This window comes from Bradyrhizobium huanghuaihaiense, assembly GCF_025200885.1.
GTDB lineage: Bacteria > Pseudomonadota > Alphaproteobacteria > Rhizobiales > Xanthobacteraceae > Bradyrhizobium > Bradyrhizobium huanghuaihaiense.
This window is the reverse complement of the sequence record NZ_CP104172.1, coordinates 1,785,108-1,810,719: the sequence shown is the minus strand read 5'-3', so window position 1 is coordinate 1,810,719 and position 25,612 is coordinate 1,785,108. Positions and strand designations below refer to the sequence as shown.

Below are 25,612 nucleotides of genomic sequence, written 5' to 3'. Positions count from 1 at the left end.
TCTATCGCGACGCACCGAACCAATTCTGTCCGGTGTGAAATCGTCTTCCACCGAAGAGTTGCGTCGAACGCGGAGAACTGACCTTGCGTCTGATCAGGTGCCTCGCGCCCATCGCGCTGGGCCTCATGATTCTCGTCGCCGCGTACCCTGCGCGCGCGCTCGACGCCGTCAGCGTCCGCGGTGACGCGCCCGCGATCGACCTCACCGGCGTGCTCGAGCATCAGCGCAGCGATGCCGACCGCATCCAGGTCTCGACCGCGCCCGGTACCGACGGCATCGTCCGCCGCATCGAGGTGCGTGCCCGCGAAGGCGGCCAGAACTGGGTGGTATTCGCGCTCGCCAACAACACCGACGACCAGCTCGACCGCCTGATTGTCGCGCCGCATTACCGCATCGTTTCGTCCGGCCTGCTGTGGCCCGACCTCGGCCTCTCTCGCATCGCGACCATCACACCGTCGATCGGCGACCGCCCGGAGCGGCAGGAGAGCGCGACGGCCGACGTGTTCCGCATCACGCTCGATCCCGGCGCCGTCGTCACCTTCGTCGCGGAGCTGCGCACCGACAAGCTGCCGCAACTCTATCTGTGGGAGCCCGAGTCCTACAAGGACAAGGTCAACTCGTTCACGCTGTACCAGGGCATCGTGATCGGCATCTCCGGACTCTTGGCGCTCGTTCTCACCATTCTGTTCGTGGTGAAGGGCAGCATCATGTTCCCGGCCGCCGCGGCGCTGGCCTGGGCGGTGCTGGTCTATATCGGCGTCGATTTCGGCTTCTGGGGCAAGGTGCTCGACATGTCGAACAACGCCGAGCGCATCTGGCGCGCGGCGGGCGAGGCGATTTTGGCGGCAACGCTGCTGGTGTTCCTGTTCGCGTATCTGAACCTCAGTCGATGGCATGTGCGCTACTCGCACATCACGGTGGGCTGGCTTGCGTTCCTCGGCTCTCTCGTCGCCCTCGCTTTGTTCGATCCGGCGGTCGCCTCCGGCATCGCGCGCATCTCGCTGGTGCTGATCGCCTTCGCCGGCTTTGCGCTGATCGTCTATCTCTCCACTCACGGTTTCGACCGCGCGGTGCTCCTGATCCCGACCTGGTTCCTCCTCGTGGTCTGGGTGGTCGCGGCCGGCATGACGGTGGCGGGCTCCGTCACCAACGACATCGTCGGCCCCGCCCTGCTCGGCGGCCTCGTGCTGATCGTGATGCTGATCGGCTTCACGGTGATGCAGCACGCCTTTGCCGGCGGCGGCGCCACCACCGGCGTCGTCTCCGACATCGAGCGGCGCGCCTTGGCGCTGGCCGGCTCCGGCGACCTGATCTGGGATTGGGACGTCTCCGCCGACAAGGTCTTCACCAGCCCCGAGACCGAAGCCCTGCTCGGCCTCAAGCGCGGCACGCTGGAAGGCCCGGCGGCCTCGTGGCTCGAGGTGCTGCACCCGCTCGACCAGGACCGTTTCCGCGCCGCGCTCGACAGCGTGCTCGACCAGCGCCGCGGCCGCCTGGTGCAGGATTTCCGTCTGCGCACGCCGGACGGCCACTTCATGTGGTTCGCGCTGAAGGCCCGCCCCGTGGTCGGCTCCGACGGCGAGGTCTCACGCGTGGTCGGCACGCTCACCGACGTCACCGAGCTGCGCAACGCCGAGGAGCGCCTGCTGCACGATTCCGTGCATGACAACCTCACCGGCCTGCCCAACCGAAAACTGTTCATGGACCGGCTCGGCGCCGTCGCAAACTTCGCTAAGACCATGCCGACGCTGCGGCCGACGCTGATGGTGATCGACCTCGACCGCTTCAAGCAGGTCAACGATTCCGTTGGCATCGCGGTCGGCGACTCCATCCTGCTGACGCTCGCGCGCCGCCTCACCCGCATCCTGAAGCCGCAGGACACGCTGGCGCGGCTGGCCGGCGACCAGTTCGGCCTGATCCTGCTGTCGGAACAGGATCCGGCGCGGATCACCAATTTCGCCGAGACCATCCGCAAGACCATCCGCGCGCCGATCGCTTTCAACGATCGCGAGATCTTCCTCACCGCCTCGATCGGCCTTGCGCTCTCCGACCCGCAGGTTCAGCTGACGGACGAGATCATCAAGGACGCCGAGCTTGCGATGTATCATTCCAAGCGCATCGGCGGCGACCGCATCGATGTGTACAAGCCGGCGATGCGCGCGCGAAAAACCGATCGCCTGACGCTGGAGAGCGAATTGCGCCGTGCCATCGAGCGGCAGGAGATCACGATCCTCTACCAGCCGATCGTGCGGCTGGAGGATCGCTCCGTCGCCGGCTTCGAGGCCCTGGCGCGCTGGGATCATCCCAAGCTCGGGCGCATGGCGCCCTCGGAGTTCATCTCAATCGCGGAAGAGACCGGCCTGATCGTCGACCTCGGCATGTTCGTGCTCGACCAGACCGCAAAGCAGCTTTCGGTGTGGCAGCGCGCCATGCGCTCGCGCGAGCCGATCTTCGCGAGCGTCAACGTCTCCTCGCGGCAGCTGCTGCGCCACGACCTCATCCACGACATCCGCACCGTGCTGTCGCGCTCCTCGGTGGCGCGCGGCACGCTCAAGCTCGAACTGACGGAATCGCTGGTGATGGAGAACCCGGAGCACGCAGCCCAGATGCTGACGCGCATCCGCGAGCTCGGCACAGGGCTCTCGCTCGACGATTTCGGCACCGGTCATTCCTCGCTGGCCTATCTGCAGCGCTTCCCGTTCGACACCATCAAGATCGACCAGTCCTTCGTGCGCACCACCAACCGCGGCACGCGGCCGGTGATCCTGAAGTCGATCATCGCGCTCGCGCACGACCTCGGCATGGACGTGGTCGCCGAAGGCGCCGAGACCGATTCCGACGCGGTCGAGCTCTACCAGATGGGCTGCGAATACGCGCAAGGCTTTGCCTTCGGCGAGCCGATGGACGCCGATGCGGCGATGCGCCTCTTGACGGAAGTGCGGCTGGAAGCGGCGAGCTGAGGCTCCCGCGAGTCCGGTATCGTAGGGTGGGCAAAGGCGCACTTGCGCCGTGCCCACCATCCCTCCACACATGCCGCGCCAATGGTGGGCACGCTTCGCTTTGCCTACCCTCCGATTCCAACTGGAAGCGGCGAACAGCCCCCCTCCTCCCCCTTCTTGAGGGGCCGCCCGCGAAGCGCGCGGGGTGAGGTGCCGATGAGGCCGTGCTTGATCCAGATCAATGGACTGCTGTTCAACCGCCGCGAAAATTGGCGCGCAGCATTCGATCCAGAACGGGTTCGTCATCGAGATCGTTGGGCTCGCCACTGTCGTTCTCGGCGTGCTCACACGCGTCAAACGCAACGACAGGAATGAGCAGACCAAGCGCGTCCTTCTCAGGAGTTACGGATGAGCCGGCACCTTTTCTACGCGATCACCCTCATAGGCACCGGAATGTTCCTCGCCTCCTCGGCCGAAGCAGTGACGGCTGCACGATGCGAGGATCGAGGCGCAAACTGCGTCGGCACATGTGCCGACTACACCGGCGGGGCTGGTGACGTTCGGGGCCGCCAGAACGTGTGCATGCGCGCCTGCGACCGGCAGACAACGAGGTGTCTGATACGAGCACACGCCGACGTCGAACGCTGGCTCCGTGAGCGCTAATGAAGGTCTTGGCTCGGCACCTCGGCTAGCGGCGACCGTTCCCACGCTCGCGTGGAGCGCGCGTCCACTTGATCTCGTACCGTAGGGTGGGCAAAGGCGCACTTGCGCCGTGCCCACCATCCAACCCTACGACAGAGGTGGTGGGCACGCTCCGCTTTGCCCACCCTACGATACTTGTCTTACTCTCCCCTGGAGGGGGAGGGTCGATCGCGCGCAGCGCGAGCGGGGTGGGGTGATCTCTCCACTCGGGCACCGTTGGACGTGGAGAGACCGTCACCCCACCCCGTCTCACATTTCGCTACGCTCAATGTGAGCCGACCCTCCCCCTCCAGGGGAGGGTGGAGAGCGTGCCGTACGCACTACCGCCGCCGCTCGCTCTTCTGCTTCCTGAACCGCACGCTCTGGCCATCGGGCATCCGTGTCGCCACGAAGCCGGCGGCGAGGCAGGCTTCGCGCTGCGGCATCTGGATGTCGGGGCTGCGCAGGCTGTCCCACCATGAGGCACGATTGGCCGCGCGCGGCAGCGCCGCGCCGATGATCTCCTCGATCTCTTCGAAGGTCAGCACGAATTCCGTCTGCTTCTGCCGCAGCAGATAATCGCGCAACGTGTCGTAGTCGTTCACACTCGTCCTCTCGTCCGCAGCCCGGATCTCTTCACATGAGGCCTGCCGAAAACCGCTAGCCGCATCAACCGATTCTTAACTCATTGCGGCAGCGCCGTACCAGCTTAAACACTGCTCAAGGTTTAGGGCGCATCCATCAGGGTCGGGAGCAAACGATGCTGTCTGGATGGCGCGAAGTCATGGCCCGCCGGCCGTGGCGGATTTCGGCGAAACTGCTGATCATCTCGTCCGTGGTGACGGTGATCGGCTTTTCCGCCATTTGCGTCAACGTCATGCTCGACATGCGCCGCGGCGAAGAGGCGCTGGCCCGCCAGACCCTGGAAAACCTCGCCACCACCATCGAATCCGACATCAGCCGCAACATCGAAATCTACGATTTGTCGCTGAAGGCGGTCGCCAGCAACATGCTGCTGCCGGAGCTCGCCACAGTCTCGAAGCCGGTCCGGCACCTGATCCTGTTCGATCACGCGACGACGGCCCGGCATTTCGGCGCCATCCAGGTCTATGACGCGGAGGGCCGGCTGACCATCGACGCCTCCACGCTCGATCCGTCTCCCGAGAACCGCGGCGACGAAGACTATTTTAGGGTTCACCGTGACAATCCCGGCGCCGGCCTCTTCATCAGCCGCCCGATGCTGTTCCGCGGCGCCTATTCGATCGTGCTGAGCCGGCGCATCAGCGACACCGACGGCGGCTTCCTCGGCGTCGTCACCGGCTCGATCCGCTTCAGCTATTTCCACGAATTGTTCGAACGCCTGAGCCTCGATCCCGAAGACACCATCACGGTGCTCAAGCGCGACCGCACCATCATGATGCGGCGACCGTTCGACCTCGACGTGATCGGCAGGAATTTGAACGACCGTCAGAACTGGAAGGCCGACAATCTCCGCGCCGGCACCTCCTATGCGGGGCAAGGCCCGGTCGACACCACGCCGCGGCTCTATGTTCGCAGCAACGGCGACAGCCCGCTGTTCGTCGTGGCCGGCAAGCCCCTGAGCGCGGTGTTCGAGCTGTGGCAGAAGGAGGCCTATCGTATCGGCGCCGTGGTGCTGGCGCTGATCGTGTTCATGCTGGCATCGACACTCGTGCTCGCCCGCGAGATCGGCCGGCGCGCCGAGGCCGAGCGCAAGCTCGAGGAGCTGGCGACGACGGATGCGCTCACCGGCTTGAAGAACCGCCGCAAGTTCGACACCGTCATCGACGTGGAATGGCGGCGCGCCATGCGCCAGAAGACGCCGGTCGCGCTGCTGATGATCGATGCCGATCACTTCAAGGCCTACAACGACACCTTCGGCCATCAGGCCGGCGACCAGGTGCTGGTCGGCATCGCCATCTGCATTTCTGACTCGGTGCGGCGCGCCGGCGACTGCGCCGCGCGCTATGGCGGCGAGGAATTCGCGGTGCTGCTGCCGGACACCTCGGCAGCCGACGCCTTCAAGACCGCCGAGACGATCCGCCTTAAGGTGCAGGGCTGGTCCGACGACCAGGCGGCATCGACGGTGTCCTGCGGCATCGCCAGCCTCGTCCCCGCCGCCGGCATGGACTGGACGATCCTGGTCGCCGCCGCCGACAAGGCGCTCTACGCCGCCAAAGCCGGCGGCCGCAACCAGTCCGTGGTCGCGAGCCTGCCGAAGCTGTCGCTGGTGGCGTGACGAGTTCTCTCCCCGTCATTGCGAGGAGCTCTTGCGACGAAGCAATCCAGACTTTCTCCGCGGAAAGATTCTGGATTGCTTCGCTTCGCTCGCAATGACGGCGGGAACTACTGCCCCAGATACTTCTTCATCTCCGCGATCAGCCCGTCGCGCAGCTCGGGGCGCTTGAGGCCGTAGGCGATGTTGGCGCGGAGGAAGCCGGGCTTGGAGCCGCAATCATGGCGCTCGCCCTCGAACTCGACGCCGTAGAATTTCTGCGACTTGGCGAGGCCGATCATGGCGTCGGTGAGCTGGATCTCGCCGCCGGCGCCGCGCTCCTGCGTTTCGAGGATCTTGAAGATCTCCGGCTGCAGGATGTAGCGGCCGGTGATCGAGAGGTTGGAGGGCGCGGTGCCCTTGGCCGGCTTCTCGACCATGCCGTCGACCTCGAACATCTTGCCGGTGCGTTTTCCGACGCCGCAGATGCCGTATTGATGGGTGAGATGATCGGGCACCGCCTCGACCGCGATGACATTGGATTTCTCGCCGAGCGTTGCGGCGGTCTCGATCATCTGCTTCAGGCAGCCGGGCGTGTTGAGCACGAGCTCGTCCGGCAGCACGACCGCGAACGGCTCGTTGCCGACGATGTCGCGTGCACACCAGACCGCGTGGCCGAGGCCGAGCGGCGCCTGCTGGCGGGTGAAGCTGACGGCGCCGGCATCCGGCTGGTTCTGCGCCAGGATCTCCTGCTCGGCCTTCTTGCCGCGTGCAGCCAGCGTGGCGTCGAGCTCGAACATCTTGTCGAAATGATCTTCTATGACGTTTTTGTTGCGGCCGGTGACGAAGATGAAGTGCTCGATGCCGGCCTCCCTCGCCTCGTCATACACGTACTGGATCAGCGGCTTGTCGACGATGGTCAACATCTCCTTCGGCATCGCCTTGGTGGCGGGCAGGACGCGGGTGCCGAGGCCGGCGACGGGGAATACGGCTTTGCGAATTTTCATGGGATTGATCGAATACCTGAGGACGTGAAGGGAGCAATGGTGTCTTGCTAGACTGTTTGCAGCCGCTAACAAAGGCGGATGTGGGGCCTCGCGATCACAGAGTTAAGAAAAAAGAAGCCACTAAAATTTCACCTTTGTTAAGCTATTGGCAACCGGTACCGGGCCTCCTGATGACGGATTTTTGGCCGGACAGGTGGGACATGATGCAATCGATGGCAGGGCTGGCAAAACGTGCGGCATCCGTGACCGGTGGAGCTGTGATTGCGGCCGCCTTGTTGCTGCCGGTTCATGCATACGCCCAGTCGCAGAACGGGCTGTCGAACCTGTTCGGCGGCATTTTCTCCGGGACGAATCCCGCGCCCTCGCAAGGCGCACCAAGCCCAGGCGGCGCGCAACCCTGGAGCGGCGAGGACGGCGCCTCCGGCCATCCGCTGATGACGGCCGCCGCGATCCGCGAAGCCGCCGGCAATTTCGACAATTGCGTCGCAGGCATGTGGCCCGATGCCGCACGGCGGGGCATCACCCAGGACAACTTCCAGCGCTTCACCGCGGGCCTCAGCCCCGATCTGCGCATCATGGACCTGATGGACTCGCAGCCGGAGTTCACCAAGTCGATCTGGGATTATCTCGACATCCTCGTGAACGACAATCGCCTCGCCAAGGGCCGCGAGGTGCTTGCCAAATACAAGGCGCAGTTCGATGCCACGGAAAAGGCCACCGGCGTCGATCGCTACATCATCGCCTCGATCTGGGGCATCGAGTCCAATTACTCGACGCAGATGGGCGATCGCAGCGTGCTGCAATCGACCGCGACGCTCGCCTGCATCGGCCGCCGCCAGGCCTATTTCAAGGATGAATTCCTCTCCGCATTGGAGATCCTCAACCGCGGCGATCTGCGTCCGGAGCAGATGCGCGGCTCCTGGGCCGGCGCCTTCGGCCCGACCCAGTTCATGCCGACCGCGTTCAAGCGCTTTGCCGTCGACGGCGACGGCGACGGACGGCGCGACGTCGTCGACAATCCGACCGACCTGATTGCGTCGACCGCCAACAATCTGAAGAAGGACGGCTGGCAGTCCGGCCAGACCTGGGGCTTCGAGGTCGTGGTGCCGCAAGGATTCAACTACATGCTGGCCGACCGCGCCAAGGCGCAGACGATTGCGCAGTGGGAGAAGCTCGGGCTGAAGCGCCCGGCGGGCCAGCCCTTCCCGAACCCGGCGGAGAAAGCCTATCTGCTGGCGCCGGCGGGCGCGCAGGGCCCGGGCTTCCTGATGTTGCAGAACTACCGCGTCATCATGAAGTACAACCCGGCCGAGGCCTATGCGCTGGCGATCGGCCATTTCGCCGACCGCCTGCGCGGAGGGCAGCCCTTCGTGCAGCCCTGGCCGCGCCAGGAGCGCGAGCTGTCCCGCACCGAGCGGCTGGAACTGCAACAGCTTCTGGCCCAGCGCGGCTTCTATAAGGGCACCCCGGACGGCCAGTTCGGCGGCCAGACGAGGGAGGCCCTGCGCAACTTCCAGGCCTCGATTGGGGTGCCGGCGGACGGATTTGCCTCCTCCGACGCGCTGGACCGGCTGCGCGGGCGGTAAAATCGCGCTGAAAGTAACCCTGAACAGGGATTTTGCCCGGCGGTCTTGACGGGACCGGCTGTTCCCCGGTGTATGGCGCGAGAATCCGTCAAAAATCCGCAACGGAATCTGCCCGTTTGGCGCCCAATTCCGTTATTATACCGAGCCTATTCCAGACCCCATTGTGCGCGGCCGAGATCGCATGTCGAAGAAGTCCCTGTTCAAGGCGCTGACCGAGACCGGCCCGCTGATCGCGCTGGGGACGGCGCTTGCGATATTGGTCTCGGTCGCGGGGCCCGCTTCCGCGCAGTTCTTCAACTTCCCCGGCTTCGGCGGCCCGCCGCAGCGTTCGGCCCCGCCGCCGCGCCAGGGCGGAGGCGGCGGTGGCTGGTTCGGCGGCGATTTCTTCGCGCCGTTCCAGCAGCAACAGCAGCAGGCACCGCGCCAGGATTTTTCGCGCGCACCGGCACCAGCCAAGCGCGACACCACGCCCGACAAGAACGTGCTGGTGATCGGCGACGCCATGGCCGACTGGCTCGCCTACGGCCTCGAAGATGCCTATAGCGAGCAGCCCGACATGGGCGTCGTCCGCAAGCACAAGACCACGTCCGGCCTGATCAAGTACCAGCCGAAGGGCGAGCCTTCGGACTGGACCGCGGCGGCGAAGGGCATCCTCGAGACCGAGAAGCCCGACGTGATCGTCGTCATGCTCGGCCTCAACGACCGCATCGCGATCCGCGAACCTGTCGCCGACAAGTCGGACAAGGACAAAGACAAGGACAAGAAGAACGACAAGGGCGCCCGCGCCAAGCAACCGGCGAAGCCCGGCGATGCCAAGCCCGGCGACACCGCCGCCAAGCCGGACGACAAGCCTGCCGATGCCGACCTGCCGCAGGATGACGCCGACAATGCCGACACGCCTGCGGCCGCACCGGAAAAGACGGCGCGCAATCCCAACGGCCTCTACGAATTCCGCGACGAACGCTGGGTCGAGATCTACACCAAGAAGGTCGAGGAACTGGCCAATTTGCTCAAGGCCAAGGGTGTGCCGGTGCTCTGGGTCGGCCTGCCCGCGATCCGGGGACAGAAAGGGACGGCCGACATGCTGTTCCTGGATTCGCTCTATCGCGAGGGCGCGGCCAAGGCCGGCATCACCTATGTCGATGTCTGGGACGGTTTCGTCGACGAGGCCGGCCGCTTCCTGCAGAAGGGCCCGGACTTCGAAGGCCAGATCCGCCAGCTCCGCAGCTCCGACGGCGTCTACTTCACCAAGCCCGGCGCGCGAAAACTCGCTCACTATGTCGAGCGCGAGATCACGCGCCTCCTGGCCGGGCGCTCCGGCCCGATCGCGCTGCCGAGCGAGCCTGCGACGCCCGATACCAGCGCCGAGCCCGGCAAGCCGGCGCCGCGGCCGCTGGCCGGCCCAATCGTGCCGCTGGTCGCGGCCTCGATCTCGACCGATCAATTGCTGGGCGGCCCAGGCTCGCGTCCCGCCGCCGTCGATGCGCTCGCTGCGAAGACGATGGTGAAGGGCGAGCCGCTGACGGCGCCCGCCGGACGCGCCGACGATTACGCCTGGCCGCGCCGTGAGGTCGGCCGCGAGCAGGCCAAGGGTGATACGCCGATGGCGGCGACGACGCCTGACGGCGCCACCGCCTCTCCCAATGCATCGGGTGCGGCCGCTGCGATCGCCCCGCCCAAGCTCGCGCCGAAAAAGCCGCCGGTCGCGCCACAGCAGCAGCCGGCGCAGGCCACGCCGTCATTCCGGGATTTCTTCGGCTTCGGCTCGCCGCCGCCGGCGCCGCGTCAACTGGCGCCGGCGCCCGGGCCGCGCAATCCGGCGCAGAACCCCGCGATTCCGCGTCCGCCGGGTAATGTCGGGCGATCGGCGGAAGTGATCCGATAGTCGATTTCGTGTCCCGGACGCGGCGCAGCACCTCTTGGTGATGCGACGCAGAGCCGGGACCCAGCATCTACTTCAAAAAGAATGGGCCCCGGCTCTGCGCAGCAGCGCTCTAGCGCTGCAGCGCGTCCGGGGCACGAGAGATACGTGTTTACGGCTATCAGCCGTAATAGCGCCAGCGCGGCGGCGGACGGCGGGCGGGGCGCGACATCAGCAGCGCCAGCGCAAAGCCGATGCCGCCGGCAACGAGCAGCGCGCCGAGCGGATTGTCCTGCACTTTCTTCGACAGCGCCTGCGTGCCATCACGGAAGGTGTCGCCGCTGTTCTCATAGGCGTCCTTGGCGTAGTTCGTCGCGGTATCCGCAGCATCACGCACCGCATCCTTGGCCTGGCCGTAGAGGTTCTGCACCGTGCCTGCAGCTTCGCGCGCCTTGCCCGACGCCTCCGTCTTGGCATCGCCTGCCATGTCTCCGACTGCGCCTTCCGCGCGTCCGGCGTATTCCTTGGCTGATCCGACAATCCGATCCGTGTCCATGATGCTCCTCCTCGGGGGTCAGCCCAAGTAACCGATCAGGCGCAGCGCAGTTCCAAGTGTCGACGAAAGTGTAGTGTGTAGCCCGGATGGAGCGCAGCGTAATCCGTGACAGCGTCAGTCGTATTGAAGGACCCCGGATTGCGCTGCGCTCCATCCGGGCTACGGGATCCTCTACAGGATCAGCCCGCCATCGACGACCAGCGTCTGGCCGATGACGTAGGACGACAGCGGCGAGGCCAGGAACAAGGCTGCGCCTGCCATGTCGGCCGGCGTGCCCAGTCGCCGCAGCGGAATGCGCGCGAGCGCGCCTTCGAGCCGCTTGGGGTTGTCGGTCGTCACCTTCGTCATCTTGGTGTCGACGAGGCCGGGTGCGATGCCGTTGACGCGGATGCCGTCCTCGGCCCAGGCCTCGCCCAGCGTGCGCGTCAATCCGACCGCGCCAGTCTTCGAGGCGTTGTAGGCGGGATTGCCCATCGTGGAATGATAGGCCGCGGTCGAGGACACCATGATCAGCGCGCCCTTGGCATCCCGCAACATGGAATGAAACCGCGTGGCGCAGGCCATCAGGCTCATCAGATTGACCTCGACGACCTTGCGGAAGCCGCTCATCTCGAACTCGCCGCGGCGATAAATCACCGCGCCCTGCGCGAGCACCAGGATGTCGAGCCGCTCGAACGACGGCTTGAACGCATCGATCGCAGCGGCATTGCTGACGTCGAGCTGCGCATAGGAAAGACCGGTGAGATCGGAGCCTTCTTCGGCTGAATATTCCGTTGCGTGAGCACGCGTGCCGCAAACGGCGACGGCTGCGCCCCTGGCGCGAAAGGCCTGTGCGATGCCGTTGCCGATGCCGCTGGAACCGCCGACGACCAGCACCTGCTTGCCTGAAAAATCCAGCTCGTTCGCCATCGCGGCCTCCCATTTTGTCTTGCTTGTTTGACCTGTCTGCGGATCGATGCCAGCCTTGTCAATCATAACAACAAACAAGACCCAGCGAGGAAACAGCATGTCCGAGTTCAAAGAGCTCAGCCGCTCCGTGAAGGGCCTGACCGTTCTCGTCACCGGAGCTGCCAGCGGCATGGGGCGCGCCACCGCGCGCGTGTTCGCAAGCGAGGGCGCGAACGTCGCTGTCACCGATTACGACGAGCAGGGTGCATTGTCTCTCGCGAAGGAGATCGCGGCGAGCAGCGGCGCGGCGAAGGCGTGGAAGCTCGACGTTGCCGACGCCGGCGAGATCAAGCGCGTGGTCGGCGATGTCGCCGCGCATTTCGGCGGGCTCGACATCGTCGTCAACAATGCCGGCATCTCCGTGCGCGTTGCAATCGACGACGAAGGTTACGAAGACGCCTGGGCCAAGGGCATCGCCGTGATGCTGACGGCGCATCCGCGCATCATCCGCGCCGCGCTGCCGCATTTACGCCGGTCGAAGAGCCCGCGCATCGTCAACATCGCTTCCACCGAGGCGCTCGGCGCCACCGCATTGCACAGCCCCTATTCGGCGGCGAAGGGCGGCGTCGCGAGCCTCACCCGCTCGCTCGCGGTGGAGCTCGGCCGTGAAGGCATCACCGTCAACTGCATCTGCCCGGGCCCGATCCGCACCGCCATCACCGACCGCATTTCCGAGGAGCACAAGACCATCTACGCCAAGCGCCGCACCGCACTCGGCCGTTACGGCGCCCCCGAAGAGGTCGCGCATATGACGCTGAGCCTGTGCCTGCCGGCGGCGTCCTTCCTGACCGGCGCGGTGATCCCGGTCGATGGTGGGTTGATGGCGCGGAACGCGTGAGAGGCATCAAAGGTGCGTAGCCCGGATGGAGCGCAGCGCAATCCGGGACGGTCTTTCCACGAGGTGAGAACCCCGGATTACGCTTCGCTCCATCCGGGCTACGGGCTGCTATGCGCACTGAGCGTTGACAACCACGAGTGCGGGAGTAGCTTTTTCACCGACAGAACGGGACCAACCGTTCGCGGCACGCGGGAGAGAACGTCATGACGATCGCCATCCGGCAGCTTCAGAAACATTTTGTGGGCGAGGTGTCCGGCCTCGATCTGCGCAAGCCTCTCACACCTGACGAGGCGCGCGAGGTCGAGGCCGCCATGGACAAATACGCGGTGCTGGTCTTCCACGACCAGGACATCAACGACGAGCAGCAGATGGCCTTCGCGCTGAATTTCGGCCAGCGCGAGGATGCGCGCGGCGGCACCGTGACCAAGGAGAAGGATTACCGGCTGCAGTCGGGCCTCAACGACGTCTCCAATCTCGGCAAGGACGGCAAGCCGCTGGCGAAGGACAGCCGCGCGCATCTGTTCAATCTCGGCAACTGCCTGTGGCATTCCGACAGCTCGTTCCGCCCCATCCCGGCAAAATTCTCGCTGCTGTCGGCGCGGGTGGTCAACCCGAAGGGCGGCAACACCGAGTTCGCCGACATGCGCGCGGCCTACGACGCGCTGGACGAGGAGACCAAGGCGGAGATCGAGCATCTCGTCTGCGAGCACTCGCTGATGTATTCGCGGGGATCGCTCGGCTTCACCGAGTACACCGACGAAGAGAAGGAGATGTTCAAGCCGGTGCTGCAGCGGCTGGTGCGGACGCATCCCGTGCATCGCCGCAAATCGCTGTATCTCTCATCGCATGCCGGCAAGGTGGTCGGCATGAGCGTGCCGGAGGGACGCCTCTTGCTGCGCGATCTGAATGAACACGCGACGCAAGCAGAGTTCGTCCACGTCCACAAATGGAAGCTGCATGATCTCGTGATGTGGGACAACCGCCAGACCATGCACCGCGTCCGCCGCTACGACCAGTCCCAGCCCCGCGACATGCGCAGGGCGACGGTCGCAGGGACCGAGCCGACGGTGCAGCAGCAGGCAGCGGAGTAGGCGCGGCAGTCGTGGTGAAGGCAGCGACGGCAGAGATGCCGACGACAGGGCGCGGGCGCTTCAACACACTCCGTCATTGCGAGCGAAGCGAAGCAATCCAGAATCCCTCCGCGTCGGGATTCTGGATTGCTTCGTCGCTTCGCTCCTCGCAATGACGTGGTGGGAGTTGAGCTACACTCAACTCCAGCTACGCGTGCCCCGCCTCGTTCGAGAGCATGCCGGGGTCGATGCCGATCTTGCGCAGGGCGCGGCCGTATTTCTCGTCGACGTCGTCGCCGAAGATCAGGTCGGCGTCCGCATCGCAATGCAGCCAGCCATTGCTCTGGATCTCGGTCTCGAGCTGGCCCGGTGCCCAGCCGGCATAGCCGAGCGCGAGGATGGCGTGCTTGGGGCCGGAGCCATTGGCGATCGCGCGCAGGATGTCGACGGTCGCGGTGAGGCAGACACCGTCGTCGATCCGCAGCGTAGCCTTCTCGATGTAGAAGTCGCTGGAATGCAGCACGAAGCCGCGGCCGGTGTCGACGGGACCGCCTTGCAGCACCTTCATGCTCTCGGCGTTCCCCGGCAGCTTGATGTGCTCGCCCTTCTTGATGATGCCGAGCTGCTGCAACAGCTCGGGGAAATCGATGCTGCCGGCCGGGTGGTTGACGATGATGCCCATGGCGCCTTCGGCCGAGTGGGCACAGAGATAGATCACCGAGCGCTCGAAACGGGGATCGCCCATCACGGGCATCGCGATCAGGAGTCGGCCGTCGAGATAACCGGCCGAATTGGGGAGCCCGGCGCCCGCGCCGCGGGTGCTTTCGCCCGTCCTCTTGCCAGTGGGAGCCATCGCTGAAGCACTCCGGTTTCAATTCCTATCCTGATGTCGGACCTAGCCGCTGTCAAATCAAGGCTTGCAGAGATTTGATTCGAGTGCATGCATCACAAGCAATTCAATGGTTTGCCTAGGTGTGACCCTGTAAAGACGTGCCATGCTGACAAGAGTTCCCCTGCGTGCGGCGATTGGCGTCGCGACAACCCTGCTTGCGTCGGCGCTTGCCGCGCGCGCCGACGACGCCTCGCCCTGGCAGCGCGACGGACATTCCGCAGTGCGGCTGCTGGCGGGATCGCGCAGCGGCGCCGTGCTGCTCGGCGGTATCGCCTTCCAGCTCCAGCCCGGCTGGAAGACCTATTGGCGCATGCCCGGCGATTCCGGCGTTCCGCCGCGGTTCGATTTCTCGAAATCAGAAAATGTCGAAGCGGTGACGGTGATGTGGCCGGCGCCGCTGAAGTTCGACGACGGCGCGGGCGGCCATTCGATCGGCTATCGCGACCAGATCGTGCTGCCGCTGCGCATCGTCGCCAAGTCGGCCGACAAGCCGGTGACCTTGCGCGCCGAGATCAACTACGCGGTGTGCGAAAAACTTTGCATTCCTGTCGAGGCCAGCGCCGAGCTTGGCTTCAACAGCGTCGCATCGACCGAGGACGCGAACTTGCGTGCCGCGCTCGACACCGTGCCCAAGCCCGCCACGATCGGCGATCCCAATCCGCTCACCATCCGCGACATCAAGCGCGACGGGGCCAAGAATGTGGTGGTCGACGTGATTGTGCCTGATGGCCGCAACGTCAATCTGTTCGTCGAAGGGCCGACGCCCGACTGGTCGTTGCCGATCCCCGCGCCGGTCGAGCCCAGCCCGCCCGGCGTGAAGCGCTTCTCATTTGAGCTCGACGGGCTGCCGCCGGGCGCCAAGGCCGAGGGCGCAGCGCTGAAGTTCACGCTGGTTGGGCCGGAGAAGTCGTACGAGTTCAATACGAACCTGGAATGATGTTTCCCGATCGTCACGCTCCCGTGCATAATTGCACACGAGAACGTGTACTCGAGAAGGCGCAGACGTCAGCCTCTGACGCTCAAGCGGAAATCTTACGATCAGCCAGAGCATTACTGTTCCTGGACCAGAGCAGTCCCAATTTTGGCGATGCCGAGCAGCATGGTCAGTCACGCAAGCGTCGTATAGGCTCTGTCAAGCGTGGCATTCAGCGCCACGTCAAACCACAAGGAGCAAGCCATGATGAATCCAGGGATTCTTGGCGCGGCCGTGGTTGCGGCATCCGCCTTGTTCAGTTCTGCTGCACCAGCGCAGTGGGCCCAATCCAATCCGGACCTCTGCCAAGCTGAATTCGCCAACTGCACGGGTCTTGGGACCGGCAATACCCCCACCGCTCCTCGGTATCGGCAAGCAGCTCGGCGAGCGGCGTATCAACAGCCGGCGCCAGCAGGCGCTCCCGCCGCCGGCAGCTGGGGCAATCCCGGCGGTTGGGGCAATTCCTACGCGATGTACGGCGGCGGCGGCGGTCCCGGCTGGAACGGCAGCTGGTCTCAATATGCCGCCCGCAACGGCATCGTCTGCAGGCCTGGCACCCTTTACAAGGGTACTGACGGTCGCCAGCATCTCTGCCAATAAGCCATCTGCACTTAGGCTACGTCAGGCGGCCCCAAAGGGCCGCCTGTTTGCCGGACCGTGGTTCTCGTCCTGAGCGGGTCAACGTGGAGGCGGCCAGGCGCTTGTCTTCCAGCTGATGGTCGCTGGCCCCTCTCGGCACAGCACTGACCTCATACGCGGCCTGATCACCGCGCCAGTTCATGCGTACGCGCCCTAGGCCGGGACAACATCGTTGACCCAACCGTATCTTAACGAATGGTTGCTAGGTCAAAGGCTGCCGCAGCATGCGGAACGCTTGGTGCGGGACGCTTGGGGATCCTCGAATTGGCCGTGATGGATGCAGAGCCAGCAACGACCGGACCGGCCGGACTGATCGCGCGGCTGCGGGCTAAGCTCACGGGCGGATCGAGCGAGGCGTCGCTGACGCGGCGGCTGGCAGGCACCATCTTCATCATTCGCGTGATCAGTGCGGGCCTTGCCTATGTCTCGCAGGTGCTGCTCGCGCGCTGGATGGGCACGTCCGACTACGGCATCTATGTCTATGTCTGGACCTGGGTGCTGCTGCTCGGCAGCATGATGGATTTCGGCATCTCGGCCTCCGCGCAAAAAATCATCCCGGAGTACCGCACGAGCGGCGCGCATGCGCTGCTGCGCGGCTTCCTCTCCGGCAGCCGCTGGCTGACCTTTGCCGTCTCCACGCTGGTGTCGCTCGGCCTTGCCGGCATCGTCAGACTGCTGTCGCCCTGGATCGATCCGGCCGAGGTGCTGCCGCTCTATATCGGCTGCATGACGCTGCCGGCCTTCGTCGTCGCCAACACCCAGGACGGCATCGCACGCTCGCACGACTGGATGCAGCTCGGCCTGATGCCGCAATTCATCATCCGCCAGGCGCTGATCATCGGCATCACGGGCGCCGCCTTCCTGCTCGGCTACCATCTCGGCGCGGTCGCCGCGATGGTCGCAAGCCTGGGCGCGGTGTGGATCGCGATGACCGGGCAGATGGTGGTGCTGAACCGCAAGCTCGCCGATCACATCGAGCCGGGCCCGAAGGCCTACGATGTCAGCGGCTGGCTCGCCATATCGCTACCGATCCTGCTGGTGGAGAGCTTCTACCTGCTCTTGTCCTATACCGACGTGCTCGTGCTGCAACAGTTTCGGCCATCCGACGAGGTCGGCGTCTATTTCGCCGTGGTGAAGACGCTGGCGCTGGTCTCGTTCATCCACTACGCGATGTCGGCGACAACGGCGCATCGCTTCGCGGAATACAACGCCAGCGGCGACAAGGCGCGGCTGTCGGCGTACGTCGCGCACGCCATCAACTGGACGTTCTGGCCGTCGCTGGCGGCGACCATCGTGCTGCTCGCGCTCGGCAAGCCGCTGCTGTGGCTGTTCGGGCCGCAATTCGTGGTCGGCTACGATATCATGTTCGTCGCCGCGATCGGCCTCGTGGTGCGCGCCGCGATCGGCCCGGTCGAGCGCCTGCTCAACATGCTCGGCGAGCAGAGGATCTGCGCGCTGGCCTACGCGCTGGCCTTCGCGATGAATCTCGTGCTCTGCATCGCGCTGGTGCCGCGCTATGGCGGCCATGGCGCGGCCGCGGCGACCTCGATCTCGCTGAGCTTCGAGACGGTGCTGCTGTTCTGGATCGTGCGGCAGCGGCTGGGACTGCACGTGCTGGCGTTCGGCAAGTAGGCGCTGCGCGTCTTGCCGGTGCGGTGGAACGGCTGTTTCGCGGCATGGCGCGGAATGAGGCGAAACTCCTACCCATTCAGAACCAGCAGCATGATTTTTCTTATTCCTCCCAAGTAGTTGCCACTCAGGGAAAGTTTATTCTACGTCGTATTGCCCAACCGACGAGATAACCCTAAGATTCTCCAGACCATGATCGATCCACTCTACGTCGCCTCCGGATTTGGCGTCGGCCTGCTTGTCGGGATGACCGGCGTAGGTGGCGGCTCGTTGATGACGCCGCTGCTGATCCTGCTGTTCGGCGTCCATCCCTCCACCGCCGTCGGCACCGACCTGCTCTATGCCGCCGCCACCAAGACCGGCGGCAGCATCGTGCATGGCTGGTCGCGCAGCGTACACTGGCCGGCGGTGCTGCGGCTCGCCTGCGGCAGCATTCCGGCGAGCGCGCTGACGCTGCTGGTGCTGTGGAAGCTCGATCTCAAAAGCGATACCGAGCGCAGCCTGGTCAATCTGGTGCTGTGCTTCGCACTGCTGCTGACCGCCACGTCGCTGATCTTCCGCAAGGCGATCATGGAGCGCTATCGCAGGAGGCTGGAGCAGGTCGACGATCGCACCACGGCGGTTGCGACCGTCATCACGGGCATCGTGCTCGGCGTGCTCGTCTCGATTTCGTCGGTCGGCGCCGGCGCCGTCGGCGTGACCGTGCTGCTGCTGCTCTACCCGCGCCTGCCGATGGCAACCATCGTCGGCTCCGACATCGCCCATGCCGTGCCGCTGACGCTGGTGGCCGGCGTCGGGCACTGGGCGCTTGGCGATGTCGACTGGGCGCTGATGGGCGTGCTGCTGCTGGGCTCGCTGCCCGGCATCATCGTCGGCAGCTACAGCGCGACACGCGTCCCCGAGACGGTGCTGCGCCTGACCCTTGCCAGCGTGTTGTTCGTGGTCGCCGGCAAGATCATGTTCGCGGAGCTGAACCTGTCGTCGGCGATCGTGACGGCGCTGGCCTGGACGCATTGAGCGAAGACCCAGCGCAGCTCTCGTAGGGTGGGCAAAGCGAAGCGTGCCCACCGCTCTTTCTCAACCGCGGACAAATGGTGGGCACGGCGCTGGCGCGCCTTTGCCCACCCTACGGCATCGAGCGCTTACTCCGCGGTCCAGCCGCCGTCGATCGACAGGTTGGTGCCGGTGATCTGCGCGGCATCGTCGCTGCACAGGAACAGCGCAAGGGCGGCGACCTGCTCGGAGGTGACGAACTCCTTGGTCGGCTGCGCGTCGAGCAGCACATCGTTGATGACCTGCTCGCGCGTCAGGCCGCGCGCCTTCATCGTGTCGGGGATCTGCTTCTCCACCAGCGGGGTCCAGACATAGCCGGGGCTGATGCAATTGCAGGTGATCTTGTGGGTCGCGACCTCGAGCGCCACGGTCTTGGTCAGGCCGGCGATGCCGTGCTTGGCCGACACGTAGGCCGACTTGAAGGGCGAGGCGACCAGCGAATGCGCCGAGGCGGTGTTGATGATGCGGCCCCAGCCCTTCTTCTTCATGCCGGGCACGGCGGCGCGGATGGCATGGAAGGCGGAGGACAGGTTGATCGCGATGATCTGGTCCCACTTCTCGACCGGGAACTCCTCGATCGGCGAGACGAACTGGATGCCGGCATTGTTGACGAGGACGTCGACCGAGCCGAACGACTTCTCGCCGAGCGCGATCATGCCGGCGATTTCGGCGGGCTTGGTCATGTCGGCGGGCGAGTATACCGCCTTGACGCCGAAATCGGATTCGATCTTGGCGCGCTCCTTCTCGATGTCCTCGGGCGAGCCGAAGCCGTTGATGACGACGTTGGCACCGGCCGCGGCAAAGGCGCGCGCATAGGCGAGCCCGATGCCGCTGGTCGATCCGGTCACGACGGCGTTTTTGCCTGACAGAGTACCCATGTTATTCGCTCCTTTTTGGCGGGGGCGCGGTGACGTCCCCCGTGAGATCGTAGGTCACCATGGTCTCGCCGGACTGCGGCTGCTCGAGCCAGTCCTTGTGGCGCATCGACAGGTGCACGTCGCGCACGCCGGCTTCCCAATGCTCGACCATGGCGACATGCGAGAAGTCGTAATCCTTGGACGAGGATTCGTAGTTCTTGCTGCGATAGATCAAATGCACCACCGTGACGGTGCTCTCACGTGCTGCCTTGGCAAGGAATTCGACGGAAGGGTCGTTCTTGAGATAATCGGGCAATTTGGAAATCAGGTCGCGCACGGCCCGGCGGGCATTGTGAATCTGCTTGTTCTTATCCGTATTCATGCGCGTGCGGCTGGAGAAGCGGATGTCCTTCTCGCGTTCGGTGGCCTCGAGCAGCGAATTCGGCAAATCGCCGCGCGCCGAGAACAGGTCGACCTGGAAGATCAGCATGTCGCGCGCGAGCTCGGCATCGAGCACGTAGTCGAGCGGAGTGTTCGAGGCGATGCCGCCGTCCCAGTAATGCTCGTCGTCGATGATCACGGAGGGAAAGCCCGGCGGCAGCGCGCCGGAAGCCATGATGTGCTCGGGGCCGATCTTCTTGCCGAGCTTCTTGAACTCGTAATTGTCGAAATATTTGAAGTTGCCCGAGGTGACACCGACCGCGCCGACCGAGAAGCGTGTCTTGAGGTCGTTGATGCGGTCGAAATCGACCAGCCGCTCCAGCGTCTTCTTCAGCGGCGCGGTGTCGTAATAGCTTTCCGCTTCGGGATGGCCCGGCGGCCACATCGGCGCGGGCGGGACGCGCGGCACGAAGAAGCCGGGCACGCCGAAAGTGGCGATCAGCGCCGCACTCGTCGAGTTGAACAGCTCGCGGCTGTGATCGCTCTTGCCGACCGGCTTCCACGGCACCGGCGCCGAGACCATTTCCCAGAATTCCTTCAGCCGCTTGACGCGGGTGTGGCCCTCGTTGCCGGCGATGATGGCGGCGTTGATCGCGCCGATGGAGATGCCGGCGACCCAATCCGGCTCGAAGCCGTAGCCGCATAGCGCCTGAAAGGCGCCGGCCTGATAGGAGCCGAGCGCGCCGCCGCCCTGCAGGACCAGGACGCGTTGCGCATTGGCGGGGACGCTGGCGGATTCCGGGCTATGATCGGTCATAAGGGAACAATAGCATAAGGGAACAACAGCAAATGGCGCGCCACCCTGGCGACAGTCCGCCGCGGCGTCAATGCATCCGGGGATCAAGTCTGGCTTATCGGGGCTCGGTCGAGGCCAGGATCATGGTCCAGAACACCTTGTACTTGGTGCCCGGAGCATAGCTCGCCGCGATGCCTAATTTTGTGACACCGCTCTTGAGCATGTTGGCGCGGTGCGGAGGCGAGTCGCGCCAGCCGGAAAAAGCTTCCGCCAGCGTATGATAGCCGGCCGAGACGTTCTCGACGGCAACCGTGGCCGGATAGCCTCCGGTGGCAAGGCGCTTGGCCAGCGGCGCGCGGACGTCGTGGTCCATCTTGTTGGCCGCGGCCATGGCCTGGGACTGGGATTCGGCGAGCCGCATCAGATCAGGGTCGATCACGATGGTGCCGAGCATGTTGTTCTGGCGGTATTGCGAGATCATCACCGCGGCAGCCTGCGCGTCGAGCTGGGCGCCGGGGACCGCCATGTCCGTATACATCGACGGCTGCTGGACCGGCGCTTCATTGCCGGCGCAGCCAGCGAGCAGCAAAGTGATGAGAATTGCGGCCGCAGCGCGCATGAATCGAGGCCCCCAATGAGGGGGCCGTTGTTGCATACCAACCGTGGCTGAAAGGTGAATTTTGAAGAAAATCGTAGCCGTCATTCCGGGGCAGTGCGCAGCACTGAACCCGGAATCTCGCGCCACAATCTCAGGATTCCGGGTCTGGTCCTTCGGACCATCCCGGAATGACGGGGCCTTAGCCCGCAAAGATCCGGTAGCGGCGGGGATTGAGGCCGATGGTGTCGCCGGCGCGCAGTTCCTTGTCGCGGGGGGCGTCGATCTCGATGGTTTCGCCGCCTGACAGCGCGACCTCCGCCCGCTGTACCGGGCCGAAATTGCGGACATGCTGGACCGCGCCCTCGAAGGCGCCGGTGCCGGGCGGGCCGACCAGCATGTCATGTCGCCGTACGAACAGCTTTGACGCGCCAGGCACGAGGCCCTCCGCCGCGAGCTGAAGCGGCCGGTCGCCGAGCCTGATCACGCCGCTATCGACCTGGACCGGCAGCTCGATGGATTCGCCGATGAAGCCATGCACGAAGGCCGTCGCCGGGGTTTCATAGACGTCGTCGGGTGAGCCGATCTGCTCGATCCGGCCCTTGTCCATCACCACGACGCGGTTGGCGACCTCGAGCGCCTCCTCCTGGTCGTGGGTGACGAAGATCGAGGTGACGTTGATCTCGTGGTGCAGCGAGCGCAGCCATCTGCGCAGCTCTTTCCGCACCTTGGCATCGAGCGCACCGAAGGGCTCGTCGAGCAGGAGGATGCGCGGCTCGATCGCCAGCGCACGGGCGAGCGCAATGCGCTGGCGCTGGCCGCCGGAGAGCTGGCTCGGATAGCGGTCGGCGAGCCAGTCGAGCTGGACGAGATCGAGCAGCTCTTTGACACGCGCGCGAATGGTGGACTCATCCTTGCGGACCGCGCGCGGCTGCACGCGCAGGCCGAAGGCGACGTTCTCGAACACCGTCATGTGGCGGAACAGTGCATAATGCTGGAACACGAAGCCGACGTGACGCTCGCGGGCTCCTTGCGCCAGCGCGTCCTCGCCGTTGAAGGAGACTTCGCCGGAATCCGGCCAGTCGAGACCGGCGATGATCCGCAGCAAGGTGGTCTTGCCGGAGCCGGAGGGCCCGAGCAGCGCCAGCAGCTCGCCATTGTCGACCTTGAGGTCGACGCCGTCGAGGGCGGCAAAGCTGCCGAACTTCTTGACGAGATTCCTGACTTCAATGGTCACTTGCGTCTTCTCCTTCGTCGAGATGACGTTCGAGGACGGTTTTTGCGATCAGCGTGATCAGCGCCAGCATCGCCAGCAGCGAGGCGATCGCGAAGGCGGCGACGAACTGGTACTCGTTGTAGAGGATCTCGACCAGCAGCGGCATGGTGTTGGTCTCGCCGCGGATGTGGCCGGAGACGACCGAGACCGCGCCGAACTCGCCCATCGCGCGGGCGTTGCAGAGCAGGACGCCGTAGAGCACGCCCCATTTGATGTTGGGCAACGTGACGCGGAAGAAGGTCTGCAGGCCCGAAGCGCCGAGCGAGATCGCGGCCTCCTCCTCCTGCGTGCCCTGCTCCTGCATCAAGGGGATCAGCGCACGCGCCACGAACGGGAACGTCACGAAGGTGGTTGCAAGCGCGATGCCGGGCACCGCGAACAGGATCTGGATGTCGTGATCCCTAAGCCAGCTGCCGAAATAGCCTTGGGCGCCGAACAGCAGCACGAAGACGAGGCCCGAGATCACCGGACTCACGGAGAACGGCAGGTCGATCAGCGTGATCAGGAAGGTCTTGCCTCTGAATTCGAACTTGGCGATCGCCCAGGCGGCGACGAGGCCGAACACGAGATTGAGGCCGACCGAGATCGCCGCGACGATCAACGTCAGCTTGATCGCCGCTATCGCCTCCGGCTCGGCAAGTGCGGAAAGATAAGCCAGGACGCCTCTCGAGAACGCCTGCGCGAACACGACCACCAGCGGCAGCACCACGAAGACGCTGAGGAAGACGATCGCCAGCGTGATGATGGCGATGCGCACCGCGCGCGGCTCAGTGCGCAAATTGTCCTGCGCCGCTGCGGCATGCGCGCGCGACTTGGCCTCAGAGGCCGAGAGCGACACGGTATCTGCGATCTGCATCGTCATCGCATCCTCCTCAGCGCGCCGGAATCCGGCTCTGCGCCCAGCGCTGGAGCCGGTTGACGGCGAAGATGACGACGAAGGAGACGACAAGCATGACCACCGCAATGGCGGTCGCATCGGCATAGCGGAATTCGGAGAGGCGGATCACGATCAAGAGCGGTGCGATCTCCGAGACGTTGGGCAGATTGCCGGCGATGAAGATCACCGAGCCGTATTCCCCGACGGCGCGGGCAAAGGCCAGCGCAAGCCCCGTCAGCAGCGCCGGTGCGAGCGAGGGCAGGATCACGCGAATGATGGTCTGCCAGCGGCTGGCCCCCAGGCTGCCCGCGGCCTCCTCGATCTCGGGGTCGAGATCCTGGAGCACCGGCTGCACGGTGCGGACCACGAAGGGGATGCCGATGAAGATCATGGCAACGAATATGCCGACCGGCGTAAACGCCACCTTGATGCCGAGTGCCGCGAGCGGCGCTCCCAGCCAGCCCTTCTCGGCGAACAGCGCGGTCAGCGCGACGCCGGCCACCGCCGTCGGCAGCGCGAAAGGCACGTCGACGATGGCATCGAAGATGCGCCGGCCGGGAAAGCGGTAGCGCACCAGCGCCCAGACGATGATGCTGCCCATCACCAGATTGACGCAGGCGGCCGCGAACGCGAGCCCGAAGGAGACGCGGAGCGCGTTCAGAGTGCGGCGGCTGGAGAGGATGTTCCAGAACTGCTCGGGACTGAGCTCGAACGATTTCAGGAACAAGCCGGCGAGCGGAATCAGGATGATGATCGACAGCCAGGAAAGCGTCAGTCCCATCGTGAGACCGAAGCCCGGCAATGTCCGGCGTCGTGCTGCTAGTGCGCTCACCAGGCCCCCTGCTAAAGCCTCCTACGACAGCGCCCGATCAGTTCTTGTAAATCTGATCGAAAACGCCGCCGTCGGCAAAATGTTCCTTCTGCGCCTTGGTCCAGCCGCCGAAGACGTCGTCGATCGTGAACAGCTCGACCTTGGCGAAGGCGTTTTCGTACTTCTTGGCGATCTCGGCATCGCGCGGACGGTAGAAGTTGCGCGCGGCGATCTCTTGCCCCTCCTTGGTGTACCAGTACTGAAGGTAGGCATCGGCCGCGTTGCGCGTGCCCTTCTTGTCGGAAACCTTGTCCACGATCGCGACCGGCGGCTCGGCGAGGATCGACTGGGGCGGCGCCACGATCTCGAACTTGTTCGCGCCGAACTCCTTCAGCGCGAGGAACGCCTCGTTCTCCCAGGCGAGCAGCACGTCGCCGACGCCGCGCTCGACGAAGGTCACGGTGGCGCCGCGCGCGCCGGTGTCCAGCACCGGAACCTGCTGGTAGAGTTTTCCGATGAAGTCCTTGGCCTTGTCGGCCGAGCCGTACTTCTTCTGCGCAAAGCCCCAGGCGGCGAGATAATTCCAGCGCGCCCCGCCCGAGGTCTTCGGGTTGGGCGTGATTACGGCAACGCCCGGCTTGAGCAGATCGTCCCAGTCCTTGATGCCCTTGGGATTGCCCTTGCGCACCAGGAACACGATGGTCGAGGTGTAGGGTGATGAATTCTGCGGCAGCCGCTTCTGCCAGTCGGCCGCGGTGAGGCCCTTGTTTGCGATGGCGTCGATGTCATAGGCGAGCGCCAGCGTCACCACATCGGCCTGCAAGCCGTCGATCACGCTACGCGCCTGCGAGCCGCTGCCGCCATGCGACTGCTTGATCTCGACGCTCTTGCCGGTCTCCTTCTGATAGGCGGTCGCGAACGCCTTGTTGAACTCGGCATAGAGCTCACGCGTCGGATCGTACGACACGTTCAGAAGATTGATGTCGGCGGCGAGAGCCGAGCTTGCCCAAAGCAGTCCTGCCACGAGCGGAACGATACGGCGCATCATGTCCATCTCCATTCACCTCGACGACATCGGCGTCATCGATGGCAGGCATAACTCGGGGCGAAACGC

At 65.0% G+C, this 25,612-nt stretch carries 22 protein-coding genes; 10 read left to right on the top strand and 12 right to left on the bottom strand.

All coding sequences use genetic code 11. The features are described 5' to 3' along the window. The first annotated feature begins 83 nt into the window (after positions 1 to 83). The gene (locus N2603_RS08550) at positions 84 to 2,960 is read left to right on the top strand and encodes a sensor domain-containing phosphodiesterase (protein WP_260388382.1); all 2,877 of its coding nucleotides are present in this window, start codon (positions 84 to 86) and stop codon (positions 2,958 to 2,960) included. 1,001 nt (positions 2,961 to 3,961) lie between these two features. Here the strand turns inward: N2603_RS08550 and N2603_RS08545 are convergent. Beyond that, entirely contained in the window at positions 3,962 to 4,225 is a 264-nt protein-coding gene (locus tag N2603_RS08545; RefSeq protein ID WP_130363225.1) for a DUF7662 domain-containing protein, read from the bottom strand. 155 nt (positions 4,226 to 4,380) lie between these two features. Here N2603_RS08545 and N2603_RS08540 point away from each other — a divergent pair, with 155 nt between their 5' ends. Further along, positions 4,381 to 5,877, top strand: coding sequence for a sensor domain-containing diguanylate cyclase (locus tag N2603_RS08540; protein ID WP_260388381.1), 1,497 nt, complete (start codon positions 4,381 to 4,383; stop codon positions 5,875 to 5,877). A gap of 107 nt (positions 5,878 to 5,984) precedes the next feature. Here N2603_RS08540 and N2603_RS08535 read toward each other — a convergent pair whose 3' ends face one another. Next, a complete protein-coding gene (locus N2603_RS08535) occupies positions 5,985 to 6,860 on the bottom strand; it encodes a UTP--glucose-1-phosphate uridylyltransferase (RefSeq protein WP_018646668.1) in 876 nt (291 codons plus the stop codon). A gap of 200 nt (positions 6,861 to 7,060) precedes the next feature. On the opposite strand from N2603_RS08535, the gene N2603_RS08530 reads away from it, so the two are divergent. Both N2603_RS08530 and N2603_RS08525 read left to right on the top strand, forming a co-directional pair. After that, a complete protein-coding gene (locus N2603_RS08530; protein WP_260388380.1) occupies positions 7,061 to 8,446 on the top strand; it encodes a lytic murein transglycosylase in 1,386 nt (461 codons plus the stop codon). Positions 8,447 to 8,627: 181 nt separating this feature from the next. After that, positions 8,628 to 10,331 carry an SGNH/GDSL hydrolase family protein gene (locus tag N2603_RS08525; protein ID WP_260388379.1) on the top strand — a complete coding sequence of 568 codons (1,704 nt, stop codon included), beginning with the start codon at positions 8,628 to 8,630 and terminating at the stop codon, positions 10,329 to 10,331. A 157-nt stretch (positions 10,332 to 10,488) separates the two neighbouring features. Here the strand turns inward: N2603_RS08525 and N2603_RS08520 are convergent, their stop codons facing one another. After that, the gene (locus tag N2603_RS08520) at positions 10,489 to 10,863 is read right to left on the bottom strand and encodes a CsbD family protein (protein WP_018646665.1); all 375 of its coding nucleotides are present in this window, start codon (positions 10,861 to 10,863) and stop codon (positions 10,489 to 10,491) included. A gap of 171 nt (positions 10,864 to 11,034) precedes the next feature. Beyond that, positions 11,035 to 11,772 (bottom strand): SDR family NAD(P)-dependent oxidoreductase, encoded by a 738-nt coding sequence (locus N2603_RS08515; RefSeq protein WP_260388378.1) that lies wholly within the window; start codon positions 11,770 to 11,772, stop codon positions 11,035 to 11,037. Positions 11,773 to 11,869: 97 nt separating this feature from the next. On the opposite strand from N2603_RS08515, the gene N2603_RS08510 reads away from it, so the two are divergent. Both N2603_RS08510 and N2603_RS08505 read left to right on the top strand, forming a co-directional pair. After that, on the top strand, positions 11,870 to 12,649 hold the full coding sequence (locus N2603_RS08510) for an SDR family NAD(P)-dependent oxidoreductase (protein ID WP_260388377.1): 780 nt from the start codon (positions 11,870 to 11,872) through the stop codon (positions 12,647 to 12,649). A gap of 203 nt (positions 12,650 to 12,852) precedes the next feature. Beyond that, entirely contained in the window at positions 12,853 to 13,740 is an 888-nt protein-coding gene (locus N2603_RS08505) for a TauD/TfdA dioxygenase family protein (protein WP_260388376.1), read from the top strand. Between the two features lie 187 nt (positions 13,741 to 13,927). Here the strand turns inward: N2603_RS08505 and N2603_RS08500 are convergent, their stop codons facing one another. Beyond that, the gene (locus N2603_RS08500) at positions 13,928 to 14,572 is read right to left on the bottom strand and encodes a YqgE/AlgH family protein (protein ID WP_018646661.1); all 645 of its coding nucleotides are present in this window, start codon (positions 14,570 to 14,572) and stop codon (positions 13,928 to 13,930) included. 142 nt (positions 14,573 to 14,714) lie between these two features. Here N2603_RS08500 and N2603_RS08495 point away from each other — a divergent pair, with 142 nt between their 5' ends. The 4 genes from N2603_RS08495 to N2603_RS08480 all read left to right on the top strand — a co-directional run bounded on the left by N2603_RS08495 (position 14,715) and on the right by N2603_RS08480 (position 18,869). After that, on the top strand, positions 14,715 to 15,548 hold the full coding sequence (locus tag N2603_RS08495; RefSeq protein WP_260388375.1) for a protein-disulfide reductase DsbD domain-containing protein: 834 nt from the start codon (positions 14,715 to 14,717) through the stop codon (positions 15,546 to 15,548). A gap of 240 nt (positions 15,549 to 15,788) precedes the next feature. Next, on the top strand, positions 15,789 to 16,184 hold the full coding sequence (locus tag N2603_RS08490; protein WP_260388374.1) for a hypothetical protein: 396 nt from the start codon (positions 15,789 to 15,791) through the stop codon (positions 16,182 to 16,184). A gap of 303 nt (positions 16,185 to 16,487) precedes the next feature. Beyond that, a complete protein-coding gene (locus tag N2603_RS08485; protein WP_425249001.1) occupies positions 16,488 to 17,855 on the top strand; it encodes a flippase in 1,368 nt (455 codons plus the stop codon). 189 nt (positions 17,856 to 18,044) lie between these two features. After that, on the top strand, positions 18,045 to 18,869 hold the full coding sequence (locus N2603_RS08480; RefSeq protein WP_260388372.1) for a sulfite exporter TauE/SafE family protein: 825 nt from the start codon (positions 18,045 to 18,047) through the stop codon (positions 18,867 to 18,869). Positions 18,870 to 18,994: 125 nt separating this feature from the next. Here the strand turns inward: N2603_RS08480 and N2603_RS08475 are convergent, their stop codons facing one another. The 7 genes from N2603_RS08475 to N2603_RS08445 form a co-directional block, all read right to left on the bottom strand. Beyond that, on the bottom strand, positions 18,995 to 19,783 hold the full coding sequence (locus tag N2603_RS08475; protein WP_260388371.1) for a 3-hydroxybutyrate dehydrogenase: 789 nt from the start codon (positions 19,781 to 19,783) through the stop codon (positions 18,995 to 18,997). 1 nt (position 19,784) lies between these two features. Then, complete coding sequence (locus tag N2603_RS08470; RefSeq protein ID WP_260388370.1) at positions 19,785 to 20,960, bottom strand: DUF3734 domain-containing protein; 1,176 nt, start codon at positions 20,958 to 20,960, stop codon at positions 19,785 to 19,787. 94 nt (positions 20,961 to 21,054) lie between these two features. Then, positions 21,055 to 21,558, bottom strand: a complete 504-nt coding sequence (locus N2603_RS08465; RefSeq protein WP_018646654.1) for a CAP domain-containing protein — start codon at positions 21,556 to 21,558, stop codon at positions 21,055 to 21,057. A gap of 178 nt (positions 21,559 to 21,736) precedes the next feature. Then, entirely contained in the window at positions 21,737 to 22,771 is a 1,035-nt protein-coding gene (locus tag N2603_RS08460) for a sulfate/molybdate ABC transporter ATP-binding protein (protein WP_260388369.1), read from the bottom strand. Beyond that, positions 22,761 to 23,672, bottom strand: a complete 912-nt coding sequence (gene cysW / locus N2603_RS08455; protein WP_260388368.1) for a sulfate ABC transporter permease subunit CysW — start codon at positions 23,670 to 23,672, stop codon at positions 22,761 to 22,763. The genes N2603_RS08460 and cysW overlap by 11 nt, the downstream gene beginning before the upstream one ends. Before the next feature lie 10 nt (positions 23,673 to 23,682). Beyond that, positions 23,683 to 24,468, bottom strand: a complete 786-nt coding sequence (gene cysT / locus N2603_RS08450; RefSeq protein ID WP_035667571.1) for a sulfate ABC transporter permease subunit CysT — start codon at positions 24,466 to 24,468, stop codon at positions 23,683 to 23,685. 88 nt (positions 24,469 to 24,556) lie between these two features. Further along, a complete protein-coding gene (locus N2603_RS08445) occupies positions 24,557 to 25,558 on the bottom strand; it encodes a sulfate ABC transporter substrate-binding protein (RefSeq protein ID WP_311741206.1) in 1,002 nt (333 codons plus the stop codon). Positions 25,559 to 25,612: the final 54 nt, after the last annotated feature.